Here is a 17,106-nt window from a genome sequence, read left to right on the forward strand (position 1 = left end):
AGCAGCAATCAGCTGTAACCAGCACTATCGGGGGTATGTTCGGCTGCGTGCGAAGGCGCGGCGAACTATTGGACGCGACCACGGCCTATGTCGGGGCCGCGGTCGCGGGTGTCACGCTGTTCCTGCCGATCACCTTCTCCTGGACCCTGAACAGCACGCCCTACCGCATCGCCAGCCTGATCAACAGCGTCCCGCGGGGAGCCGCCATCGGCGTGATCGTGGCCGTGGCCGTCGCGGTCTTGATGCGGACCTTCGCCGGACCGGCCGCCGCCTGGTGGTGGGCCTTCGGCGGGGCGATCGCGCTGCTCGTGAACCACTTTGTCGGCCGCCAGGTTTCCGCGCCGGAGTTGCTCACCACCCAGAACTATGTGGACGCGGTGTGCGGCGGCATCCTGCTGGGCGCGCTCGGCGCGGCGGCCCTGCGCTGCTGGCAATCCGGCCGCCAAGGGCCGGGATTCGGTTTCGCGCTAGGTGGTGCGGGCACCTTCGTGATCGGCGACCTCGCCGAGGTCCTCGACATCCGCGACCATGATCCCTACGCGGTGCTGGAAACCCCGCCGCGCACCCTCATCGCCCTCGCGGTCGTACTCCTGTTCTTCAGCGCGTGGCGCCATCGCACCCGGATCGGCAGCACGCCGCCGCCCGGCATCGCGGTGGAACTGCCGATCACCCCGATCCTCGGGGCCACGCTGCTCGCACTGGTCGTGCTCGCCATGACCGAGTGGCTCTCACGGCAGTACACCGACGTCGCGAACGCCGAAGGGCACGGCACCGAGATCGGCATGGCGATCGTCGTGATCGGAGTGGCGGCGACGGCCGCGGCCATGCTGCTGCCCGGCCGGGATGGAGTGGGCGTCTTCCTGGCGGTGGCGCTGGTCGCCGCCGCGGACGCGCTGGGTGCGACGCCGAGACCGGCGTGGCTGGTACTGACCCTGCTCGCGGTGACCGCCGCGGGCATTCTGCTGGGCGCCCGGCTACCGTCGGCCGCGCTGGCCATCCTGGCGATCCTCGGGCTGTCGTTGTTCGGCTTGTTCAGCGCGAACGACGACAGCTCGCTGCTGTATGCGATCGGCAGCGTCGCACTGGGTTTGATCACCGGATACTGCTGCGGCACCGCGCATCCGCACTACCCGCCGAGCGGGGTGCTGGCCGTCGCGGCGCTGTTCCTGCCGTCGCTGATCACCGCGCTGCCGGATCAGGATCCGACCTGGCCGGACCGGCCGGGCCTGCCCGATCCGGCGACTCCCGGGCGGGTCGCGGTCTTCACGGCGATCTGCTGTGCGGGCGGGTTGCTGGTGCTGCACCGCGTGCGCCCGCGGCACAGACACAGACCCGAGCCGGCGGCGGCTTAGCCGACCGCCGGACCGCACCCGTACCGCCCACCGCCTCGCCGACCTTCTGGAGCCCCCGGCTTGCTCGCCATCCTGATCGCACACGCCTTCGCCGCGCTGCTGGCGCCGGCGTGCGTACGCGTCTGGGGGCGCAACGCTTTCCTGGGACTCGCGCTGGTGCCGTTCGGCTCGCTGCTGTGGGTGATCTCGAATTGGGGTGTCACCCAGGAGGTCCGGCTCGCGTGGGCGCCCTCGATCGAGATGAACATCGATCTGCGCCTGGACACCCTGGCGGCGATCATGGCGCTGCTGGTGCTCGGCATCGGCGCGCTGATCCTGGTCTATTGCGCTCGATACTTCGCCGACGACGAACCCCGGCTCGGCGTGTTCGCGGCCCAGCTGGTCGGCTTCGCGGGCGCCATGTTCGGGCTGATCACCAGCGATAACATGCTGCTGCTCTTCGTCTTCTGGGAAACCACGACGGTGCTGTCGTTCCTGCTGGTCGGCCACAACGGGGAGCGCCCCGCGAGCCGGCGCGCCGCGATCCAGGCGCTGCTGGTGACCGCCGCGGGCGGGCTGAGCATGCTGGTCGGGATCATCATCCTGGGGCAACGCACCGGCAGCTATCTGCTCTCGGATCTCTTGGCCGCCGAGCATCCGCCCGAGGGGATCGCGGTGCAGGTGGCGGTGGTGCTGGTGCTGATCGGGGCGCTGAGCAAGTCGGCCATTGTGCCGCTGCACTTCTGGTTGCCCGGCGCGATGGCCGCGCCGACGCCGGTCAGCGCGTATCTGCATGCCGCGGCCATGGTCAAGGCCGGGGTCTATCTCGTGGCGCGGCTGTCGCCGGTGTTCGCGTCGAGTCCGGTGTGGCATCCGCTGGTGCTCACGCTCGGGGTGTTCTCGATGCTGCTGGCCGGCCTGCGCGCGCTGCAGGTGACGGACCTGAAGCTGGTGCTGGCCTTCGGGACGGTGAGCCAGCTGGGCTTCCTGATCGTGCTGGTCGGGCTCGGCTCGCCGGACGCGGCGCTGGCCGGCGTGGCGATGATCATCGCGCACGCGCTGTTCAAGGGGTGCCTGTTCATGGTGGTCGGGATCGTCGACCACTGTTCCGGCACCAGGGATTTGCGCCGGCTGTCCGGCCTGGGCCGCAAGGCGCCGGTGCTGGCCGGCATCGCCGGACTCGCCGCGGCCAGCATGGCGGGGCTGCCGCCGCTGCTCGGGTTCGCGGGCAAGGAGAGCGCGCTGACCGCGATCATGCACGCGGACCTACCCGGGCCGGCGCGCAACGCTCTGCTGGTCGGCGTGGTCGTCGCCTCCGCCCTGACGGTCGCCTACAGTGCCCGGTTCGTCTGGGGCGCGTTCGGCGAAAAACCTTGGCGGCCAACGCAGGAGCCCGTCGCGGATACCGGGCCGGTGCTGTGGCATCCGATCGATGTGTCGCGGCATCTGGACGAACCGCGGGAAAAACCCCGGCGCGTGCGCATTCCCGCGAACGGGGACGATCGGATCGGGGTGCACTGGCACGAGCCCGGCACCCTGTTCGTCGCCGCGCCCGCGATTCTCGCGATCGCCGGTGTGGTGGGCGGGTGCACCACACCGTGGCTGGGGCACGCGATCGAGCCGTACGCGCTGACGCTGCCGGGAGTCCAGTCCACGAGCCTGGCGCTGTGGCACGGCGTGAACATCGAATTGATCCTCACCGCGGGCATTCTGCTCGCGGGCGCGACACTGTTCGCGTTCCGGCACGAGATCGCCGCCGCGGCGCACCACCGCCTCGGCAACGCCGACCGCGCCTACGACGCCACCCTGCGCGCCATGGATCGGCTGTCGCGGCGGATGACAGCGACGGTGCAGCGCGGTTCGCTGCCGCTGAGCCAGGCCACCATTCTCGGCACGCTCATCGTCCTGCCGATCGCGATGCTGGTGCTGGGCGCGCGGCAGGAGGTGCGGCTGCGGATCTGGGACACCCCGCTGCAACTGGCCGTCGGCGCGATCATGGCGGCGATGGCGCTGGGCGCCACCGTATTACGCAATCGCCTGGCCAGCGTGCTGGTCGTCGGCGTCACCGGCTACGGCTGCGGCGTGATCTTCGCGCTGCACGGCGCGCCCGATCTGGCGCTCACCCAATTTCTGGTCGAGACCCTGACCCTGGTCATCTTCGTGCTGGTGCTGCGGGCCTTCCCGGCCGAGATCGAGGACAGCCGGACCGCCGCGTATCGCCCGCACCGCGCGGTGTTCGCGGTCGCCGTCGGCGCGACCGTGGCGGTGCTCGCGGCCTTCGCGACCGCCGCCCGCAGCACCGAGCCGATCTGGCAGCTGATCCCGGAGGCCGCCTACACCTTCGGCGGCGGCAAGAACGCGGTCAACGTGCTGCTGGTGGACATCCGCGCCTGGGACACCCTGGGCGAGATCTCGGTGCTCATCGTCGCCGCCACCGGTGTCGCGTCGCTGGTGTTCCGCACCCGCCGTTTCGGCAGCGCGCCGCGCGCGGTGGACGCGCCGAACTACGACCCGGACGCGGTGAGCTGGCTGCCGGCCGGACGACTGGTGGACCGGCGCGAGCGCTCCATGGTCTTGCAGATCACCACCCGGCTGGTGTTCCCGACCATCATGGTGCTGTCGGTGTACTTCTTCTTCGCCGGTCACAACGCGCCCGGCGGCGGCTTCGCGGGCGGCCTCACCGCGGGGCTCGCGCTGACCCTGCGCTATTTGGCCGGTGGCCCTTACGAACTCGGCGAGGCGCTGCCGGTGGACGCCGGGCACCTGCTGGGCGCGGGGCTCACCCTGGCCGCGGGCACCGCCGTCGGCTCGCTGCTGCTGGGCGCGCCGCCGCTGTCCTCGGCGATCCTCGAGGTGACGCTGCCGGAGCTGGGCCACATCAAGCTGGTCACCGCGATGTTCTTCGACCTCGGCGTCTACCTGATCGTGGTGGGTCTGGTGCTGGACGTGCTGCGCAGTCTCGGTGCGCGCCTGGATAAGGAGCTCGAGGAGGCGTGAGCGAGCGCAGCGAGCGAATCATGTGCCAGCCCGCCGAGGGCATGCCGGAGCCGAGCGCCAGCGAGGCGCAGGCATGACCTCCAATCTGACTCTGCTGGTTCTTATAGGCGTGCTCGTCGCGTGCGGGGTGTATCTGATCCTGGAGCGCGCCGTGTCGAAGATGCTGCTCGGCCTGATCCTGTTCGGCAACGCGGTGAACCTGCTCATCCTCACCGTCGGCGGGCGGGACGGCGCGCCACCGATCCTGGGCGCCAAGGATGTTCAGCATTCGGAGATGGCCGATCCACTCGCGCAGGCGATGGTGCTCACCGCGATCGTGATCACCATGGGGCTGGCCGCTTTCGTGCTCGCGCTCGCCTACCGGTCCTACATCCTGACCACCTCCGAAGAGGTGGAAAACGATCCGGACGACATCCAGGTGGCCACGCGCCGCGAGGTCGAGGAGCCGGAAGAATGAACGATCATCTGTCGCCCGGCCTGCTGCCTGTGCTGATTCCGCTGCCCGTGCTGATCCCCTTGCTGGGCGCGGCCGGGACGCTGATCTTCGGGCAGCATCGCCGGATCCAGGGCTATCTCACGCTGCTCGCGCTGACCTCGGGCGTGGTGATCAGCGCGCTGATGCTGTACCTGACCGACCACCACGGCACCGCGGCGCTGCAGGTCGGCGGTTGGCAGACGCCGATCGGGATCAGCCTGGTGGCGGATCGGCTCTCGGCGGCGATGCTGCTGGTCTCCTACATCGTGCTGCTGTGCGTCTCGGTCTACGGCTCCGGCCAGAACATCCGCGACGGCGGCGACAAGCAGCCGACCTCGATCTTCCGGCCGACGTATCTCGTACTGACGGCCGGGGTTTCGGCGGCGTTCCTGGCCGGTGACCTGTTCAACCTGTTCGTGGGCTTCGAGTTGCTACTGGCCGCGTCGTTCGTGCTGCTCACCATCGGCGCGACCGCGGAGCGCATCCGGGCGGGCGTCTCCTACGTCATGGTGTCGATGCTGTCCTCGCTGATCTTCCTGACCGGCATCGCGCTGGCCTACGCGACTACCGGGACCTTGAATCTCGCGCAGCTGTCCGTGCGGCTCGGTGACGCGCCGGAGGGTGTCCGCACCGCGATCTACGCGGTGCTGCTGGTGGCGTTCGGGATCAAGGCCGCGGTGTTCCCGCTGTCGAACTGGCTGCCCGACTCCTATCCCACCGCACCCGCGCCGGTGACCGCGGTGTTCGCCGGCCTGCTGACGAAAGTCGGTGTGTACGCGATCATCCGGACCCATTCGCTGCTCGCGCCGGACGGCCGGTTCGACACCGTGCTGCTGGTCTGCGGCCTGCTCACCATGCTGATCGGCATCTTCGGTGCAGTCGCGCAGAGCGACCTGCGCCGGTTGCTCTCCTTCACCCTGGTCAGCCACATCGGGTACATGGTGTTCGGCATCGGGCTGGCCAGCGCGGCCGGGCTGGCGGGCGCGGTGTTCTATGTGGCGCACCACATTCTGGTGCAGACCACGCTGTTCCTGGTGGTCGGCATCATCGAACGACAAGCCGGGTCGACCTCGATGCGCCGGCTCGGCGGGCTGGCCGCGGCGAGTCCGCTGCTGGGCGTCCTGTTCCTGATACCGGCCCTGAATCTCGCTGGTATTCCACCGTTCTCGGGGTTCATCGGGAAGGTGGCGCTGCTCCAGGCGGGCGCGATGGACGGCAGCGCGCTGGCCTGGATCCTGGTCGGCGGCGCGGTGCTGACCAGCCTGCTGACGCTGTACGTGGTGGCGATCGTGTGGGCGAAAGCGTTCTGGCGGGACCGATCCGACGCGCCGGAGGGGCATCTGGCCGCCGCGAAGCCGCCGTCGCTGATCGAGGAGGACGACGACGTGCTCTACGACGAGCGCAGCGATCCCGGCCGGATCCCGGTGCTGATGGTCGGCGCGACCGTGGTGCTGGGCGTGGCGGGGCTGGCGCTCACCGTGTTCGCCGGGCCGATCCTGGGCATCGCCGATCGCGCGGCGGCCGATCTGTACGACTCGGCCATCTATGTCGGTGCGGTGCTGGGTGATCCGGCGGCCTTCCGATGAACTCCTGGGCGCTGCGGATCCGCCGGTCCACCACGCTGCGGGGTGCGCTGCTGGTCTGGCTGGCGCTGGTCTACACGGCGCTGTGGGGCGACCTCAGTGTCGCCAATCTGCTTGCGGGACTGGTGATCGGCGCGATCATCATCTTCGCGCTGCCGCTGCCGCGCATCCCGGTCAACGGCCGGCTCTATCTGCCCGCGCTGGCCGAATTGTTCGTGACGAGTGTGTATTACGCGCTGGAGTCGAGTTTCCAGATCGCCTGGTTCGCCGTCCGGCCCGCGCCGCCGCCGGTGTCGGGTGTGCTGCGGGTGAATCTGAGCACCCGCTCGGATCTGGTGCTGGTGCTGTGCACCGATCTGCTGAACCTGATCCCGGGCACCATGGTGCTCGAGATCAATCGACCGCGCTGCGTGGTGTACGTGCACGTCCTGGACGTGAGCAGCGATCGCGCGGTGGAGAAGTTCTACCTGACCACGCGGCGGCTGGAACGGCTGCTGATCTCGGCATTCGAACGGGAGGTGCCACGATGATGGTCGTCTTCGTGATCGCGGGCGTGCTGCTCGTCGCGGCCGCCGGCATCACCAGTTTCCGCATCCTGGCGGGCCCGAGCACGCTGGACCGGGTCGTCGGGATCGACTCGCTCACCGCCATCGCCGCCTCCGGCCTGGCGGTCTGGGCGGCCTACGACCTGGACACCACCGATGTGCCCGCGATCGTCGCGCTGGCGCTGGTCGGCTTCCTCGGGTCGGCGGCCGTGACCCGCTTCCGAGTCCGGGACGACCGATGACCGTTGTCTACGAGGTACTTTCGGCCGTGCTCATCCTCACGGGCGCGCTGCTGGCGTGCACCGCGGCCATCGCCATCGTGCGCTTCCCCGACACCCTGACCCGCATGCACGCCGCCACCAAGCCGCAGGTGATCGGCCTGATCCTGATCCTGACCGGCACCGCCATCGAACTGCGCGACGACGGCCAGGCCTGGATGCTGGCCCTGACCGCGCTGTTCACCATGCTGACCGCGCCGGTGATCGCGCACCTGCTCGGGCGCACCGCCTATCGCGAGCAGAGCACGCGCGACGGCCTGCTCCGCATCGACGAGCTCGGCGACGAAATCGAACACCCCTGAGGGCTTTTCAGGCCTGGCGCAGCGCGCGGTAGACGGCGGCCCCGACGAACGCGCCGAGCGTCTGCGGAGTCCAGGTGCCGTCGTCGGCCAGCTGGGTGCGCACCGCACCCTCACCGGCCGATACCCACAGCTCGACGAGCACCGGCAGTTTGCGCTCGGCGTCCGCGGTGCCCCAGGCCCGCAGCGTCGGCCGCAGCAATTCGGTGCAGCGGGTGACGGCCAGATCGCGGCCGCGCCCGAACGAATCCGCCACGGCCGGATCGGGATTGCCGTACAGCAGCCGCCAGGCGTCCGGCCGGTCGGCGGCGATCTCCAGCAGCGCCTGGAAGCCCTCGACGAAGACGGTCTCCCCGGCGTCGACCGCGCGCCGCGGCGTGGCTTGCAGCAGGCCGCTGATGAGGTGGTCTTCCTCGCGCTGGATGAGTTCGTGGATCAGCTCGACCCGATCGGCGAAGCAGGCGTAGACCACCGGCCGGGTGACCTGCATCCGCTCGGCGACGGCGGCGATGGTCACCGCGGCGATGCCGTGCTCGACGGCGATCCGCAGCGCGGTGTCGAGCACCTGCGGGCGGCGCCGCTGCGGCCCGAGATGCTGCGCCCGCTGCCGCGGCGCCACGGCCTGATCGCTACCCATGCGGACCAACATAGCAGCGTCGTAGCCGGGTTCTCCCAGGTCGTGCCAGGCCTGGTGCGATTTCCTACAGAGGTGAACAATAATGCTACAGTCGCGAATGAAGTCGCTCCCGGAGCGGCTGGACGACGCACCAGGGAGGCCACCGATGACCTTGTTCAACCCCAAGACCTGTGAGTTCGGCGAGTTCGACGCCGAGACCCGCCGCCTGCTGCGCGCCACGGTCGACTGGTTCGAAACCCGCGGCAAGGCGGCGCTCAAGGCCGACGACCGGGACCGCGTCTGGTACTCCGACTTCCTCGATTTCGTGAAGCGCGAGCGGGTGTTCGCCACCTTCCTCACCCCGGCCGCGCAGGCCGCCGGCGATCCGAACAAGCGCTGGGACACCGGCCGGATCGCGATGCTGAGCAAGATCCTCGGCTTCTACGGCATGTCCTACTGGTACGTCTGGCAGGTCACCATCCTGGGCCTCGGCCCGATCTGGCAGAGCGAGAACGCCACCGCCAAGGCCAAGGCCGCGGCCCTGCTCGATTCCGGCGAGATCTTCGCCTTCGGCCTGTCCGAGAAGGAGCACGGCGCCGACGTCTACTCCACCGACATGGTGCTCGAACCCCAGGAGACCGGCGGATACACCGCCACCGGCGCCAAGCACTACATCGGCAACGGCAACCTGGCCGCCATGGTCTCGGTGTTCGGCCGGCGCGCCGACAAGCCGATCATCGACAGCGCGACCGCACTGGACAGCAAGCCGACGCAGGAAGATTACGAGGGGTATCTGTTCTTCGTCGCCGACAGCCGGCACCAGAACTACAAGCTGGGCCGCAACGTCGTGGATGCCCAGATGTATGTCGCCGCTTTCGATCTGGAGCAGTACCCGGTCGCCGAGGACGACATCCTGCACCGCGGCGAGGCCGCGTTCCACGCCGCGATGAACACCGTCAACGTGGGCAAGTTCAACCTCGGCTTCGGCGCGATCGGCGCCTGCGAGCACGCCTTCCACGAGGCCATCAACCACGCCGAGAACCGAGTCCTGTTCGGGCACAAGGTCACCGAGTTCCCGCAGGTGCAGTCGCTGGTCACCGACTCATACGCGCGCCTGATCGCGATGAAGCTCTACAGCGAGCGGGCCATCGACTACCTGCGCACCGCCTCCCCCGAAGACCGGCGCTACCTGCTGTTCAACGCGATCGAGAAGATGAGCGTCACCCGGCAGGGCCAGCGCATCATCGAGGATCTCGCGGACGTGATCGCCGCGCGCGGATTCGAGAACGACATGTACTTCCCGATGGCGATGCTCGGCCTGTTCGGCCTGCCGCGGCTCGAGGGCACGGTGCACGTGAACATGGCGCTGTCGCTGAAGTTCATGGCCAACTACATGTTCCATCCCAGCGACGCCGGCCTGGCCGCGCTGCGCTACCTGCCCGGCGCCGGCGCCGCGCCCAAGGGTGCGGTGCGCGCGGTGTCCGGTGCGCTGAGCTGGTCCAGCCGCAAGCTCACCCCGCGCGCGAGTGCCGCTGTGCCGCAGCTGCGTTCGGAGTTCGCGGGGGCGCGGTACCCGGCCGTGCCGACGCGCCGCGACGCCGCCGACGACGAGTTCCTGTTCCGGCAGGGGCCGAGCAGCGGCCTGGGCCGGATCCGGTTCCAGGACTGGCGGCCGGTTTTCGAGCAGTTCGCGCACGTGCCGAACGTGGCGGTCTTCCTGGAGCAGGCGCAGGCCTTCCAGACGCTGCTGGCCGCCGCGGCCCCGACCGCCGCGCAGCAGCGCGACGTCGACTTCCTGTTCGCGATCGGCGAGCTGTTCACCGCGCTGCCCTACGCGCAGCTGGTGCTCGAGCAGGCCGCGATCGAGCACACCGATATCGCGGTGCTGGATCAGATCTTCGACGGCTTCGTGCGCGAGTTCTCCAAGAACGCGTTGACCTTGCACACCAAGCCCGCCGCCACCAAGGCCCAGCAGACCCGTGCCCTGGACCTGGTGCGCCGCCCCGCGGTCTCGCGGGTCCGCTTCGAGCAGGTGCTCGAGCAGGCCCGGGCGCACGCGGGCGCGTACCAGATGAACCCCTGATTCCCCCGGCTCGGCCGGACCCATCGGTGCAAAGGAGCAGACGATGACGCGTCCACAGTTCGACGCACCCGCCCGGACCATCCGGGAGGTCGACTACGGGTTCTTCGGGCCCGACTCGCCCACCTGGAAGGTCTGGACCGCGCCGACCGCGGTGATCGGTTTCCAGCGGGCCGTGGTGCTCGAGCACTTCGACCCCGACCTGACCGCCGCCGTCGCCGACGTCCAGGGCATCTACAAAGATCCCAAGGGCCGTCTCGATCACACCTTCGCCTACTTCCTGATCGCGGCCGTCGCGGACAGCCGCATGGCGATCGAGGCCTCCGAGCATCTGATGCAGGTGCACGCGCAGGCCACCGGTATCGAGCCGATCAGCGGGAAGCGCTACAGCGCCAACAATCCCGCCTCCCAGCTCTGGATCCACGTCACCGGCTGGCATTCGGTGCTCAAGTGCTACGAGAGGTACGGCCCCGGCCCGCTCAGCCCCGCGGAGGAGCGGCGCTACTGGGCCGAGTGCGTCATCGCGGCCGAATTGCAGACCTGCAAACCAGCCGACGTGCCGTCCTCGCGCGCCGAGGTCCGCGAGTACTTCGCGGCCGTACGCCCGAAGCTGTGCACCTCCGAACGCGCGCACCGGGGCATGCACTACCTTCTGCACACCCCGCGCGACCGGGGCGTCAAACTCTGGGCCGGCAGCCGCCTGGTCGCACCCGCCGCCATCGCCACCCTTCCCCGATGGATGCGCGTCACCGGCGGTTTCGACCACCCGTCCCTCGTCGACACCGCCTACCGCCTCCCCGTCCGCCTGGCAGTCGAATCCCTCACCAACGAGACCGCCAAAACCGCCGTCCTCGGCAACTTCCTGGGCCCCATGACCGCCCGCCTCTACGCCGAGCACATCGCCGCGGGCACCCCCGAGAACCCGATCACCGTCACCCCCGGCGAAGCCCGCGCCCGCTACGGCCGCGCCACCCGCACCGGCTGAGCAACAATTCGGGCACCACAGACCCTCGCCGGGCGTCCGGCGGGGGTCTCGGTCGTACCCTCGAGGTGTCTGTTGATCTCTTTTGCCGACCCGAATCTATTGATACCGTAAGGACATGACTGCTGTGAGTGAGTCGCTCATGACGACTGAGGAGTTCGAGGAACTCGCTCGCGCGGCCGATCGTGTCGGAGAAGGTGTGCGGCTGGAGTTCATCGACGGGCAACTGGGGGCCAAAGCAATGCCGGACGGGGATCATGGCTGCATCATCCAGTGGCTGATTCGCACATTCCTCTTGGTCCGACCGGAGCTGTTTCTAACCCCCGAGCAAGGCTTGAAAGTCGGGCAGTACCGAAAAGGCAGAGCCCGTCCGGACGGCGTACTAGCCGCCGCCACAGCCTTTGCTGGTCATGGCGAATGGGCCGATCCCGGCCTGGTGCTACTCGCAGTCGAAGTGACGTCGAGCGATCAAGACACCGAACGGCGTGACCGCCAAGAGAAGCCCCTTGCCTACGCGGCGACTGGAATACCGATCTACCTTTTGATCGATCGTGAACTCGGGGAGCTTACGGTTTACAGCGAACCGACGCCGAGTCGCTACACCAAGAAACTCACGATCCCGTTCGGCGCAACGGTCACGCTGCCTGCCCCGGTGAATGTCGAGCTGGATACCGAGCCCCTGAAAGACTGGGTGCGTTAGCCGACTCCCGGCCTGACGAACGATGGTTCAGCTCGCGACAGCATCCGTTGTCACTGGGGTCTCGCGGTGGGCGAACCAGGTGGCGTGGAAGGCGGCGGCTATGCCGGCGAGGGCGGCCAGGACGACGGTGCCGGCCAGGACCGGGTACTGGGCCATGGGGACGGCCAGGAAGCGGTAGGACAGGAGCAGGGCGGCGAAGACGGTGGTGCCGGCGGCGACCAGGCGGATGCGGAACCAGGCCCAGCCGCGCTCGGGCTCGCGCAGGGCGGATTCGACAGTCAGGCACAGGACGGCGCCGGCGACCAGATCGACGCCGTAGTGGTAGCCGAAGCCGAGGGTGGCGGCGAGAGTGCCGAACAGCCAGAACGTGCCCATCCAGCGCAACCAGGCGGGTGCCCGCGCGCCGCTGAGATCGCGGCGGGTATGCAGGAAGACCGACAGTGCCCAGGCGGTGTGCATCGACGGCATGCAGTTGCGGGGGGTGTAGTTGTCGAAGGGCAGTGCCGCGGGATTGCGATCGATCGGCGGGAGCACGCCGGGCCAGTAGTTGCCGAGCTGCAAGCCGTGGCCGTCGGCGCCGAACGCGAACATCGGCCCGACCACCGGAAACAGGACGTAGAACAGCGGCCCGACGAGACCGAGCACGAGGAAAGTCCGCACGAGATAGTGCGACGGCCAGCTCCCGCTGCCGGCCACCCGGCGCAACTGCCACACCGCGACCACGATCGCCGCGACCGGCAATTCGATGTAGACCCAGTGCAATACGGCCGAGACGGCGGGCCCGAGCGTGTCCAGCACCCGGCCCATCACCCAGGACGGATCGCCCAGCGCGTGGTCGGCCAGGATGACGTACTCATCCAGCACCGAGGGCTGGGCCATGGTCGTGACGTGCAGCCAGACATCCCCGACCTTGGTGGCGAGAATGAGCAGCGCGCCCAGCGCCGCGGCATGCAGCGCGTTGCGCTTGACCACCCCGTCCCAGCGCCAGAACGCCAGCACCGCGATCGCGGTGAGCACGATCACCGGCCCGTTCCCGATGCCGAACGGCGAACCGGCGAGCAGCCGCACCCCCGCGCATACGGCGTCGATGGCGACGGCGGCGCCGACCGCGATGATCCGGCGGCGCGTCGGCAACCCGACCAGCGCCAGCACCAGACCGGCCCACGGCAGGGTCATCGACTTGGGCGTCCCGGCGTAGTCCTGCCAGATGCTCTGCAACGGCCCCTGGAAACCCTGCCGCGACGCGATCACCTGCAATGTGATCAGCAACACGGGAACGGCGAAAACGCCTGCGGTGACCCAGATCCGGGTCAGCGGCACAGCAGACCGCTGCGCCACACTTCCCGCACCGGAACCTGGATCTTCGACTAGCACGTCGACCATAGTAAACGGCGGATGAACGCCGCCCCCCTGGCCGACTGAACGGGAGGCCCGAGTTAGGTGTCCAGCTCCTTGACGAGCGAGTCGACGACCGCCACCAGATCGCCCTGCGCGGCGGCCGCGACCTTGCGCTGCCGCTGGTAGGACGCCCCGCGTGCGGGGATCTCGGCGACCGAGGCCAGCTCGGCCGAGCAGCCCAGCTGCTTGGCGGTCGGCTCCAGCCGGTTCAGCAGTTCGTTCAGATCGTCGGTGACCAACCGCTCATTGCTGTCCGAGTCCACGATGATGATCGCGTCCAGCCCGTAGCGCGCGGCCCGCCACTTGTTCTCCTGCACATGCCACGGCGGCAGGGTGGGTAGCTCCTCGCCGGCCTCGACGCGCCGGTCCAGGTCGACGATCAGGCAGTGGATCAGCGCGGCCATCGCGGCCAGCTCGGTCTTGGTGGAGATGCCGTCGCAGACCCGGACCTCGATGGTGCCCCACTTGGGCGCGGGCCGGATGTCCCAGTGCATGCCGCCGAGCTGTTCGAACACCCCGGTCTTGAGCTGGTCGGCCACGAAACCCTCGAACTGCGGCCAGTTCTCGAACTGGAACGGCAGCCCGGCGGTGGGCAGCTGCTGGAACATCAGCGTCCGATTACTGGCGTAGCCGGTATCGGAGCCCGCCCACATGGGCGAGGACGCGGACAGCGCGAGCAGATGCGGATACGACAGCAGCAGCGAGTTCAGGATCGGCAGCACCTTGTCCCGGTGCGAGACCCCGACGTGCACGTGCACGCCCCAGATCATCATCTGCCGGCCCCACCACTGGGTGCGCTCGATCAGCTCGTCGTAGTGCTCGGAGCGGGTCAGCTGCTGGGCCGACCACTGCGCGAACGGATGGGTGCCCGCGCAGAACAGATCGACGCCGAGCGGGTCGGCGGCGCGGCGCACGGCATCCATGGTGCCGCGCAGATCGTCCACCGCGCTCGCCACGTTCTCGTGCACACCGGTGACGAGTTCGACGGTGTTGCGCAGCAACTCCTTGGTGATCTGCGGGGTCCCGTCGTGGGCATGCAGTTCACCGACCGCGTCGAACACATCCGCGGCGGTGTTGGAGAGATCGCGCGTCACCTTGTCGACGAGGGCGATCTCCCATTCGATCCCGATCGTCGGCCGGGGTGAACCTTTGAACGGTACGTTCGCGCCCTGTGCCCCGGCCATAGTGCCACCTTCGTTACTGGATCACGCCGCAGGCGACGCGGTCGCCCGCATCGCCGGTGGCGAGCGTGGTCTGGTCCGGTCCAGCGGCGCCGTTGGCCTGGAGATAACGGTTGGGGATGTTCCCGAAGTTGTCGGCGTCGGCGTGGATCATCAGGGCCTTGCCCTTGATGTCTTCCAGCGTGACGGCGTCGGTGGTGGTGACGAGCTTGGCCGAGCCATCCGAGCGCACCTCGAGCGAGGTGAGGTCGCCGCTGGCCGGGTGCGAGTTCGCGCTGCCGACCTGCAGGTGGCCGCCCGCGGACAGGAACGCGCCCGCCGGGCCGCCGGTCGGGGCGACCGAGTTCGGCTCGCACTTGCCGACCGAGTGGATGTGCAGGCCGTGGAAGCCGGGCTTCAGGCCGCGGGCCTCGATGGTGATCTGCAGGTGGTTCCCGTCCTTGGCGATGGACGCGGTGCCGACCGAGGCGCCCGAGGCGTCCTTCAGGTCGATCTTGGAACCCGGGTTCGCGTGCGCGCTACCGGTTTCCTCGCCCGGGTCGCCCTGCGCCGGGGCGTCCGCACCGGTCCACACCGGCGGGGTCGTGCCCTTGACGTCACTCGATTCCTGGCTGTTCGTACAGGCAGCGAGGCCGAAGACCGCGACCGCAAGCACCGGGGTCACAGTCCGCCAGGACGGGCGACGAGTTGTGGACGGGGCCATTGGGGGAACTCCTTTACGAGTACCGAAATTTTACGAGTAAAGCTGGGTGGACACGTTCGTTACCGGACAAGATGATGCCACGCCCGTCGTGTCTTGCCGTGCAGGGGCCGTGTCACCCGCGCTTCGTCTTTGCTGCCTGCTTGTTCAGTTACCCGTCAGGATGACGACCACACCCGCGTCGGAGATTCCCCCCGATTTGGGCTCGGCGCTGACGCCCAGCTCGTTCGCGATCTGCAGGGCGGCTTCTTTCTCGCCGGCCGTATTGCCGTAGTACACGGTGCTTTTGGCGATGGTCCCGCCCGCGTAGTTGGCGGCCGAGACGTTCGTCCACCCGTTGGCGGTGAGCTCCGCGGCGGTCTTGGAGGCCAAGCCCGCGACCATGCTGTTGTTCAGAACTTGCACGGGCACAGCGCGATTCACCGTGGCGGCGGGCGCGGGGGCCGGCGTCTCGGGGGGCGGGGTCGTGCTGGCCGGCGCGCTGCTGGTCGGCACTGTGGTGGAAATCGCACCGGTGGTCGGGACCGGCGGTGCGGACGGCGCGGTCGTGCGCGGCGCCGCCGAGGTGGCGGGCGGCACCGGTTTCGGTGTGCTGGACGGCGTTTCGGCCACGGTGCCGGAGTCGGAATTCGACAGCGACATCGCCCCGAGCCCGGCGAACACGATGGCCAACGCGATCAACACCATCGCCAGCGCGCGCAACGGCGGCCCGCCGGAGGTGGGACTGGGGGAACTCACGCCGCCACCTCGCTGACGCTCGGCGCCGGCGCGCGTTCCGCACACTGGCACACGGTTCGGTCGCTGCGCTCTCTCACGCCACCGACCCTAGCCGCAGTTCACCTTTGACGAACGCAACTGGGAGTGTCATACCTGAAATCCGAGGCGGCGGGCGGCTCTGGCCTTCTGCCGGCTCGCTCGCAAGCGGCGCAGACGCTTCACCAGCATGGGGTCGGCGGCCAGCGCCTCGGGGCGATCCACGACCGCGTTGAGCACCTGGTAGTAGCGGGTCGGCGAGAGCGAGAACAGCTCGCGGATGGCCTCTTCCTTGGCGCCCGCGTACTTCCACCACTGCCGCTCGAAAGCCAGGATGTCCAGCTCACGGCGGCTCAGGCCGCTGCTTTCCTCGGTTACCGTCTCGATATTCCGAGCCGCTGCGCCGTCCATCTTGCTCCCTCGCCGAGTTGTCACCAGACGAAAAATGGTGCCTGTACGTCGCGGATCATTCAACCACGCATGAGTGGGCTGGTTCAGCTCCAGCTCGGCGTGTTTCGGTTACTGCAGATTAGCGGCGTGTCATGGACCGGCCTCCGGACCGGAGTGGGCGCGGCGCACACGTTAGGCTTGTTTCTCATGGCTGTCCTCCCCATCGTGATCGTCGGTGACCCCGTTCTGCACAACCGGACCGAACCGGTAACCCAGACACCGGAGGAACTGGCGCAACTGATCGCGGACATGTACGAGACCCTCGAGGTCTCCAACGGTGTCGGGCTGGCCGCGAACCAGGTCGGCGTGCCGCTGCGGCTGTTCGTCTACGACTGCCCCGACATCGCCCCGGACGGCACCGCCACCCGGCGCAAGGGCGCGGTGCTCAATCCGGTGCTGGAGACCTCCGCGATTCCCGAGACCATGCCGGACCCGGATGACGACGACGAGGGCTGCCTGTCGGTCCCGGGCTACCAGTACCCGACCGGCCGCGCGGAGTGGGCCCGGGTCACCGGCACCGATGAGCACGGCGAGCCCGTCGACATCGAGGGCAAGGATTTCTTCGCCCGCATGCTGCAGCACGAGGTCGGCCACCTCGACGGCTTCCTGTACCTGGATGTGCTGATCGGCCGGCACGCGCGGGCCGCCAAGAAGGCGGTCAAGCGCGAGGGCTGGGGCACTCCGGGCCTCAGCTGGGTCCCCGGCACCGTGCCGGATCCGTTCGGCCACGACGACTGA

At 68.9% G+C, this 17,106-nt stretch carries 17 protein-coding genes; 11 read left to right on the forward strand and 6 right to left on the reverse strand.

The genetic code is table 11. The annotated features are described in order from the left end of the window. Positions 1-47: 47 nt before the first annotated feature. The 7 genes from AB0H76_RS22385 to mnhG all read left to right on the forward strand — a co-directional run bounded on the left by AB0H76_RS22385 (position 48) and on the right by mnhG (position 7,511). Entirely contained in the window at positions 48-1,352 is a 1,305-nt protein-coding gene (locus tag AB0H76_RS22385; RefSeq protein WP_357327122.1) for a hypothetical protein, read from the forward strand. Positions 1,353-1,412: 60 nt separating this feature from the next. Next, positions 1,413-4,328 carry a Na+/H+ antiporter subunit A gene (locus AB0H76_RS22390; protein WP_357327125.1) on the forward strand — a complete coding sequence of 972 codons (2,916 nt, stop codon included), beginning with the start codon at positions 1,413-1,415 and terminating at the stop codon, positions 4,326-4,328. A 73-nt stretch (positions 4,329-4,401) separates the two neighbouring features. Then, a complete protein-coding gene (locus AB0H76_RS22395; protein WP_357327128.1) occupies positions 4,402-4,785 on the forward strand; it encodes a Na(+)/H(+) antiporter subunit C in 384 nt (127 codons plus the stop codon). Next, positions 4,782-6,389, forward strand: coding sequence for a Na+/H+ antiporter subunit D (locus AB0H76_RS22400; RefSeq protein WP_357327131.1), 1,608 nt, complete (start codon positions 4,782-4,784; stop codon positions 6,387-6,389). Before AB0H76_RS22395 ends, AB0H76_RS22400 begins: the two co-directional genes overlap by 4 nt. Further along, on the forward strand, positions 6,386-6,916 hold the full coding sequence (locus AB0H76_RS22405) for a Na+/H+ antiporter subunit E (RefSeq protein WP_357327134.1): 531 nt from the start codon (positions 6,386-6,388) through the stop codon (positions 6,914-6,916). The genes AB0H76_RS22400 and AB0H76_RS22405 overlap by 4 nt, the downstream gene beginning before the upstream one ends. Continuing rightward, a complete protein-coding gene (locus AB0H76_RS22410; protein ID WP_357327137.1) occupies positions 6,913-7,173 on the forward strand; it encodes a monovalent cation/H+ antiporter complex subunit F in 261 nt (86 codons plus the stop codon). The genes AB0H76_RS22405 and AB0H76_RS22410 overlap by 4 nt, the downstream gene beginning before the upstream one ends. Beyond that, positions 7,170-7,511: a monovalent cation/H(+) antiporter subunit G gene (mnhG, locus tag AB0H76_RS22415; protein ID WP_357327140.1), complete on the forward strand. Its 342-nt coding sequence runs from the start codon at positions 7,170-7,172 to the stop codon at positions 7,509-7,511. Before AB0H76_RS22410 ends, mnhG begins: the two co-directional genes overlap by 4 nt. A 7-nt stretch (positions 7,512-7,518) precedes the next feature. On the opposite strand, the gene AB0H76_RS22420 is transcribed toward mnhG, so the two are convergent. Then, positions 7,519-8,145: a TetR/AcrR family transcriptional regulator gene (locus AB0H76_RS22420; RefSeq protein ID WP_357327143.1), complete on the reverse strand. Its 627-nt coding sequence runs from the start codon at positions 8,143-8,145 to the stop codon at positions 7,519-7,521. Between the two features lie 145 nt (positions 8,146-8,290). On the opposite strand from AB0H76_RS22420, the gene AB0H76_RS22425 reads away from it, so the two are divergent. From AB0H76_RS22425 to AB0H76_RS22435, 3 genes are all read left to right on the forward strand, one after another. Continuing rightward, positions 8,291-10,207, forward strand: coding sequence for an acyl-CoA dehydrogenase family protein (locus AB0H76_RS22425; protein WP_357327146.1), 1,917 nt, complete (start codon positions 8,291-8,293; stop codon positions 10,205-10,207). Positions 10,208-10,250: 43 nt separating this feature from the next. Continuing rightward, positions 10,251-11,189 carry an oxygenase MpaB family protein gene (locus AB0H76_RS22430; RefSeq protein WP_357327149.1) on the forward strand — a complete coding sequence of 313 codons (939 nt, stop codon included), beginning with the start codon at positions 10,251-10,253 and terminating at the stop codon, positions 11,187-11,189. Positions 11,190-11,304: 115 nt separating this feature from the next. Beyond that, positions 11,305-11,886, forward strand: a complete 582-nt coding sequence (locus AB0H76_RS22435) for a Uma2 family endonuclease (protein WP_357327152.1) — start codon at positions 11,305-11,307, stop codon at positions 11,884-11,886. Between the two features lie 27 nt (positions 11,887-11,913). Here the strand turns inward: AB0H76_RS22435 and AB0H76_RS22440 are convergent, their stop codons facing one another. The 5 genes from AB0H76_RS22440 to AB0H76_RS22460 form a co-directional block, all read right to left on the reverse strand. Then, positions 11,914-13,269, reverse strand: a complete 1,356-nt coding sequence (locus AB0H76_RS22440) for a DUF5933 domain-containing protein (RefSeq protein WP_357327155.1) — start codon at positions 13,267-13,269, stop codon at positions 11,914-11,916. Between the two features lie 53 nt (positions 13,270-13,322). Next, complete coding sequence (locus AB0H76_RS22445) at positions 13,323-14,468, reverse strand: glutamate--cysteine ligase (protein ID WP_357327158.1); 1,146 nt, start codon at positions 14,466-14,468, stop codon at positions 13,323-13,325. A 13-nt stretch (positions 14,469-14,481) separates the two neighbouring features. Beyond that, complete coding sequence (locus AB0H76_RS22450) at positions 14,482-15,168, reverse strand: superoxide dismutase family protein (RefSeq protein WP_357327161.1); 687 nt, start codon at positions 15,166-15,168, stop codon at positions 14,482-14,484. Positions 15,169-15,312: 144 nt separating this feature from the next. Continuing rightward, positions 15,313-15,903, reverse strand: coding sequence for a LytR C-terminal domain-containing protein (locus tag AB0H76_RS22455; protein ID WP_357327163.1), 591 nt, complete (start codon positions 15,901-15,903; stop codon positions 15,313-15,315). Positions 15,904-16,029: 126 nt separating this feature from the next. Next, positions 16,030-16,329 (reverse strand): DUF3263 domain-containing protein, encoded by a 300-nt coding sequence (locus AB0H76_RS22460; RefSeq protein WP_357327166.1) that lies wholly within the window; start codon positions 16,327-16,329, stop codon positions 16,030-16,032. 186 nt (positions 16,330-16,515) lie between these two features. On the opposite strand from AB0H76_RS22460, the gene AB0H76_RS22465 reads away from it, so the two are divergent. Next, the gene (locus tag AB0H76_RS22465; protein WP_357327169.1) at positions 16,516-17,106 is read left to right on the forward strand and encodes a peptide deformylase; all 591 of its coding nucleotides are present in this window, start codon (positions 16,516-16,518) and stop codon (positions 17,104-17,106) included.

The sequence above is a fragment of the Nocardia sp. NPDC050712 genome, assembly GCF_040654295.1.
GTDB lineage: Bacteria > Actinomycetota > Actinomycetes > Mycobacteriales > Mycobacteriaceae > Nocardia.

Excerpts from the sequence above, each read along its gene's own strand:
- AB0H76_RS22395 (WP_357327128.1), top strand. The coding sequence starts at position 4,402 with ATGACCTCCAATCTGACTCTGCTGGTTCTTATAGGCGTGCTCGTCGCG.
- AB0H76_RS22400 (WP_357327131.1), top strand. The coding sequence starts at position 4,782 with ATGAACGATCATCTGTCGCCCGGCCTGCTGCCTGTGCTGATTCCGCTG.
- AB0H76_RS22405 (WP_357327134.1), top strand. The coding sequence starts at position 6,386 with ATGAACTCCTGGGCGCTGCGGATCCGCCGGTCCACCACGCTGCGGGGT.
- AB0H76_RS22410 (WP_357327137.1), top strand. The coding sequence starts at position 6,913 with ATGATGGTCGTCTTCGTGATCGCGGGCGTGCTGCTCGTCGCGGCCGCC.
- mnhG (WP_357327140.1), top strand. The coding sequence starts at position 7,170 with ATGACCGTTGTCTACGAGGTACTTTCGGCCGTGCTCATCCTCACGGGC.
- AB0H76_RS22420 (WP_357327143.1), bottom strand. The coding sequence starts at position 8,145 with ATGGGTAGCGATCAGGCCGTGGCGCCGCGGCAGCGGGCGCAGCATCTC.
- AB0H76_RS22425 (WP_357327146.1), top strand. The coding sequence starts at position 8,291 with ATGACCTTGTTCAACCCCAAGACCTGTGAGTTCGGCGAGTTCGACGCC.
- AB0H76_RS22430 (WP_357327149.1), top strand. The coding sequence starts at position 10,251 with ATGACGCGTCCACAGTTCGACGCACCCGCCCGGACCATCCGGGAGGTC.
- AB0H76_RS22435 (WP_357327152.1), top strand. The coding sequence starts at position 11,305 with ATGACTGCTGTGAGTGAGTCGCTCATGACGACTGAGGAGTTCGAGGAA.
- AB0H76_RS22440 (WP_357327155.1), bottom strand. The coding sequence starts at position 13,269 with ATGGTCGACGTGCTAGTCGAAGATCCAGGTTCCGGTGCGGGAAGTGTG.
- AB0H76_RS22445 (WP_357327158.1), bottom strand. The coding sequence starts at position 14,468 with ATGGCCGGGGCACAGGGCGCGAACGTACCGTTCAAAGGTTCACCCCGG.
- AB0H76_RS22450 (WP_357327161.1), bottom strand. The coding sequence starts at position 15,168 with ATGGCCCCGTCCACAACTCGTCGCCCGTCCTGGCGGACTGTGACCCCG.
- AB0H76_RS22460 (WP_357327166.1), bottom strand. The coding sequence starts at position 16,329 with ATGGACGGCGCAGCGGCTCGGAATATCGAGACGGTAACCGAGGAAAGC.
- AB0H76_RS22465 (WP_357327169.1), top strand. The coding sequence starts at position 16,516 with ATGGCTGTCCTCCCCATCGTGATCGTCGGTGACCCCGTTCTGCACAAC.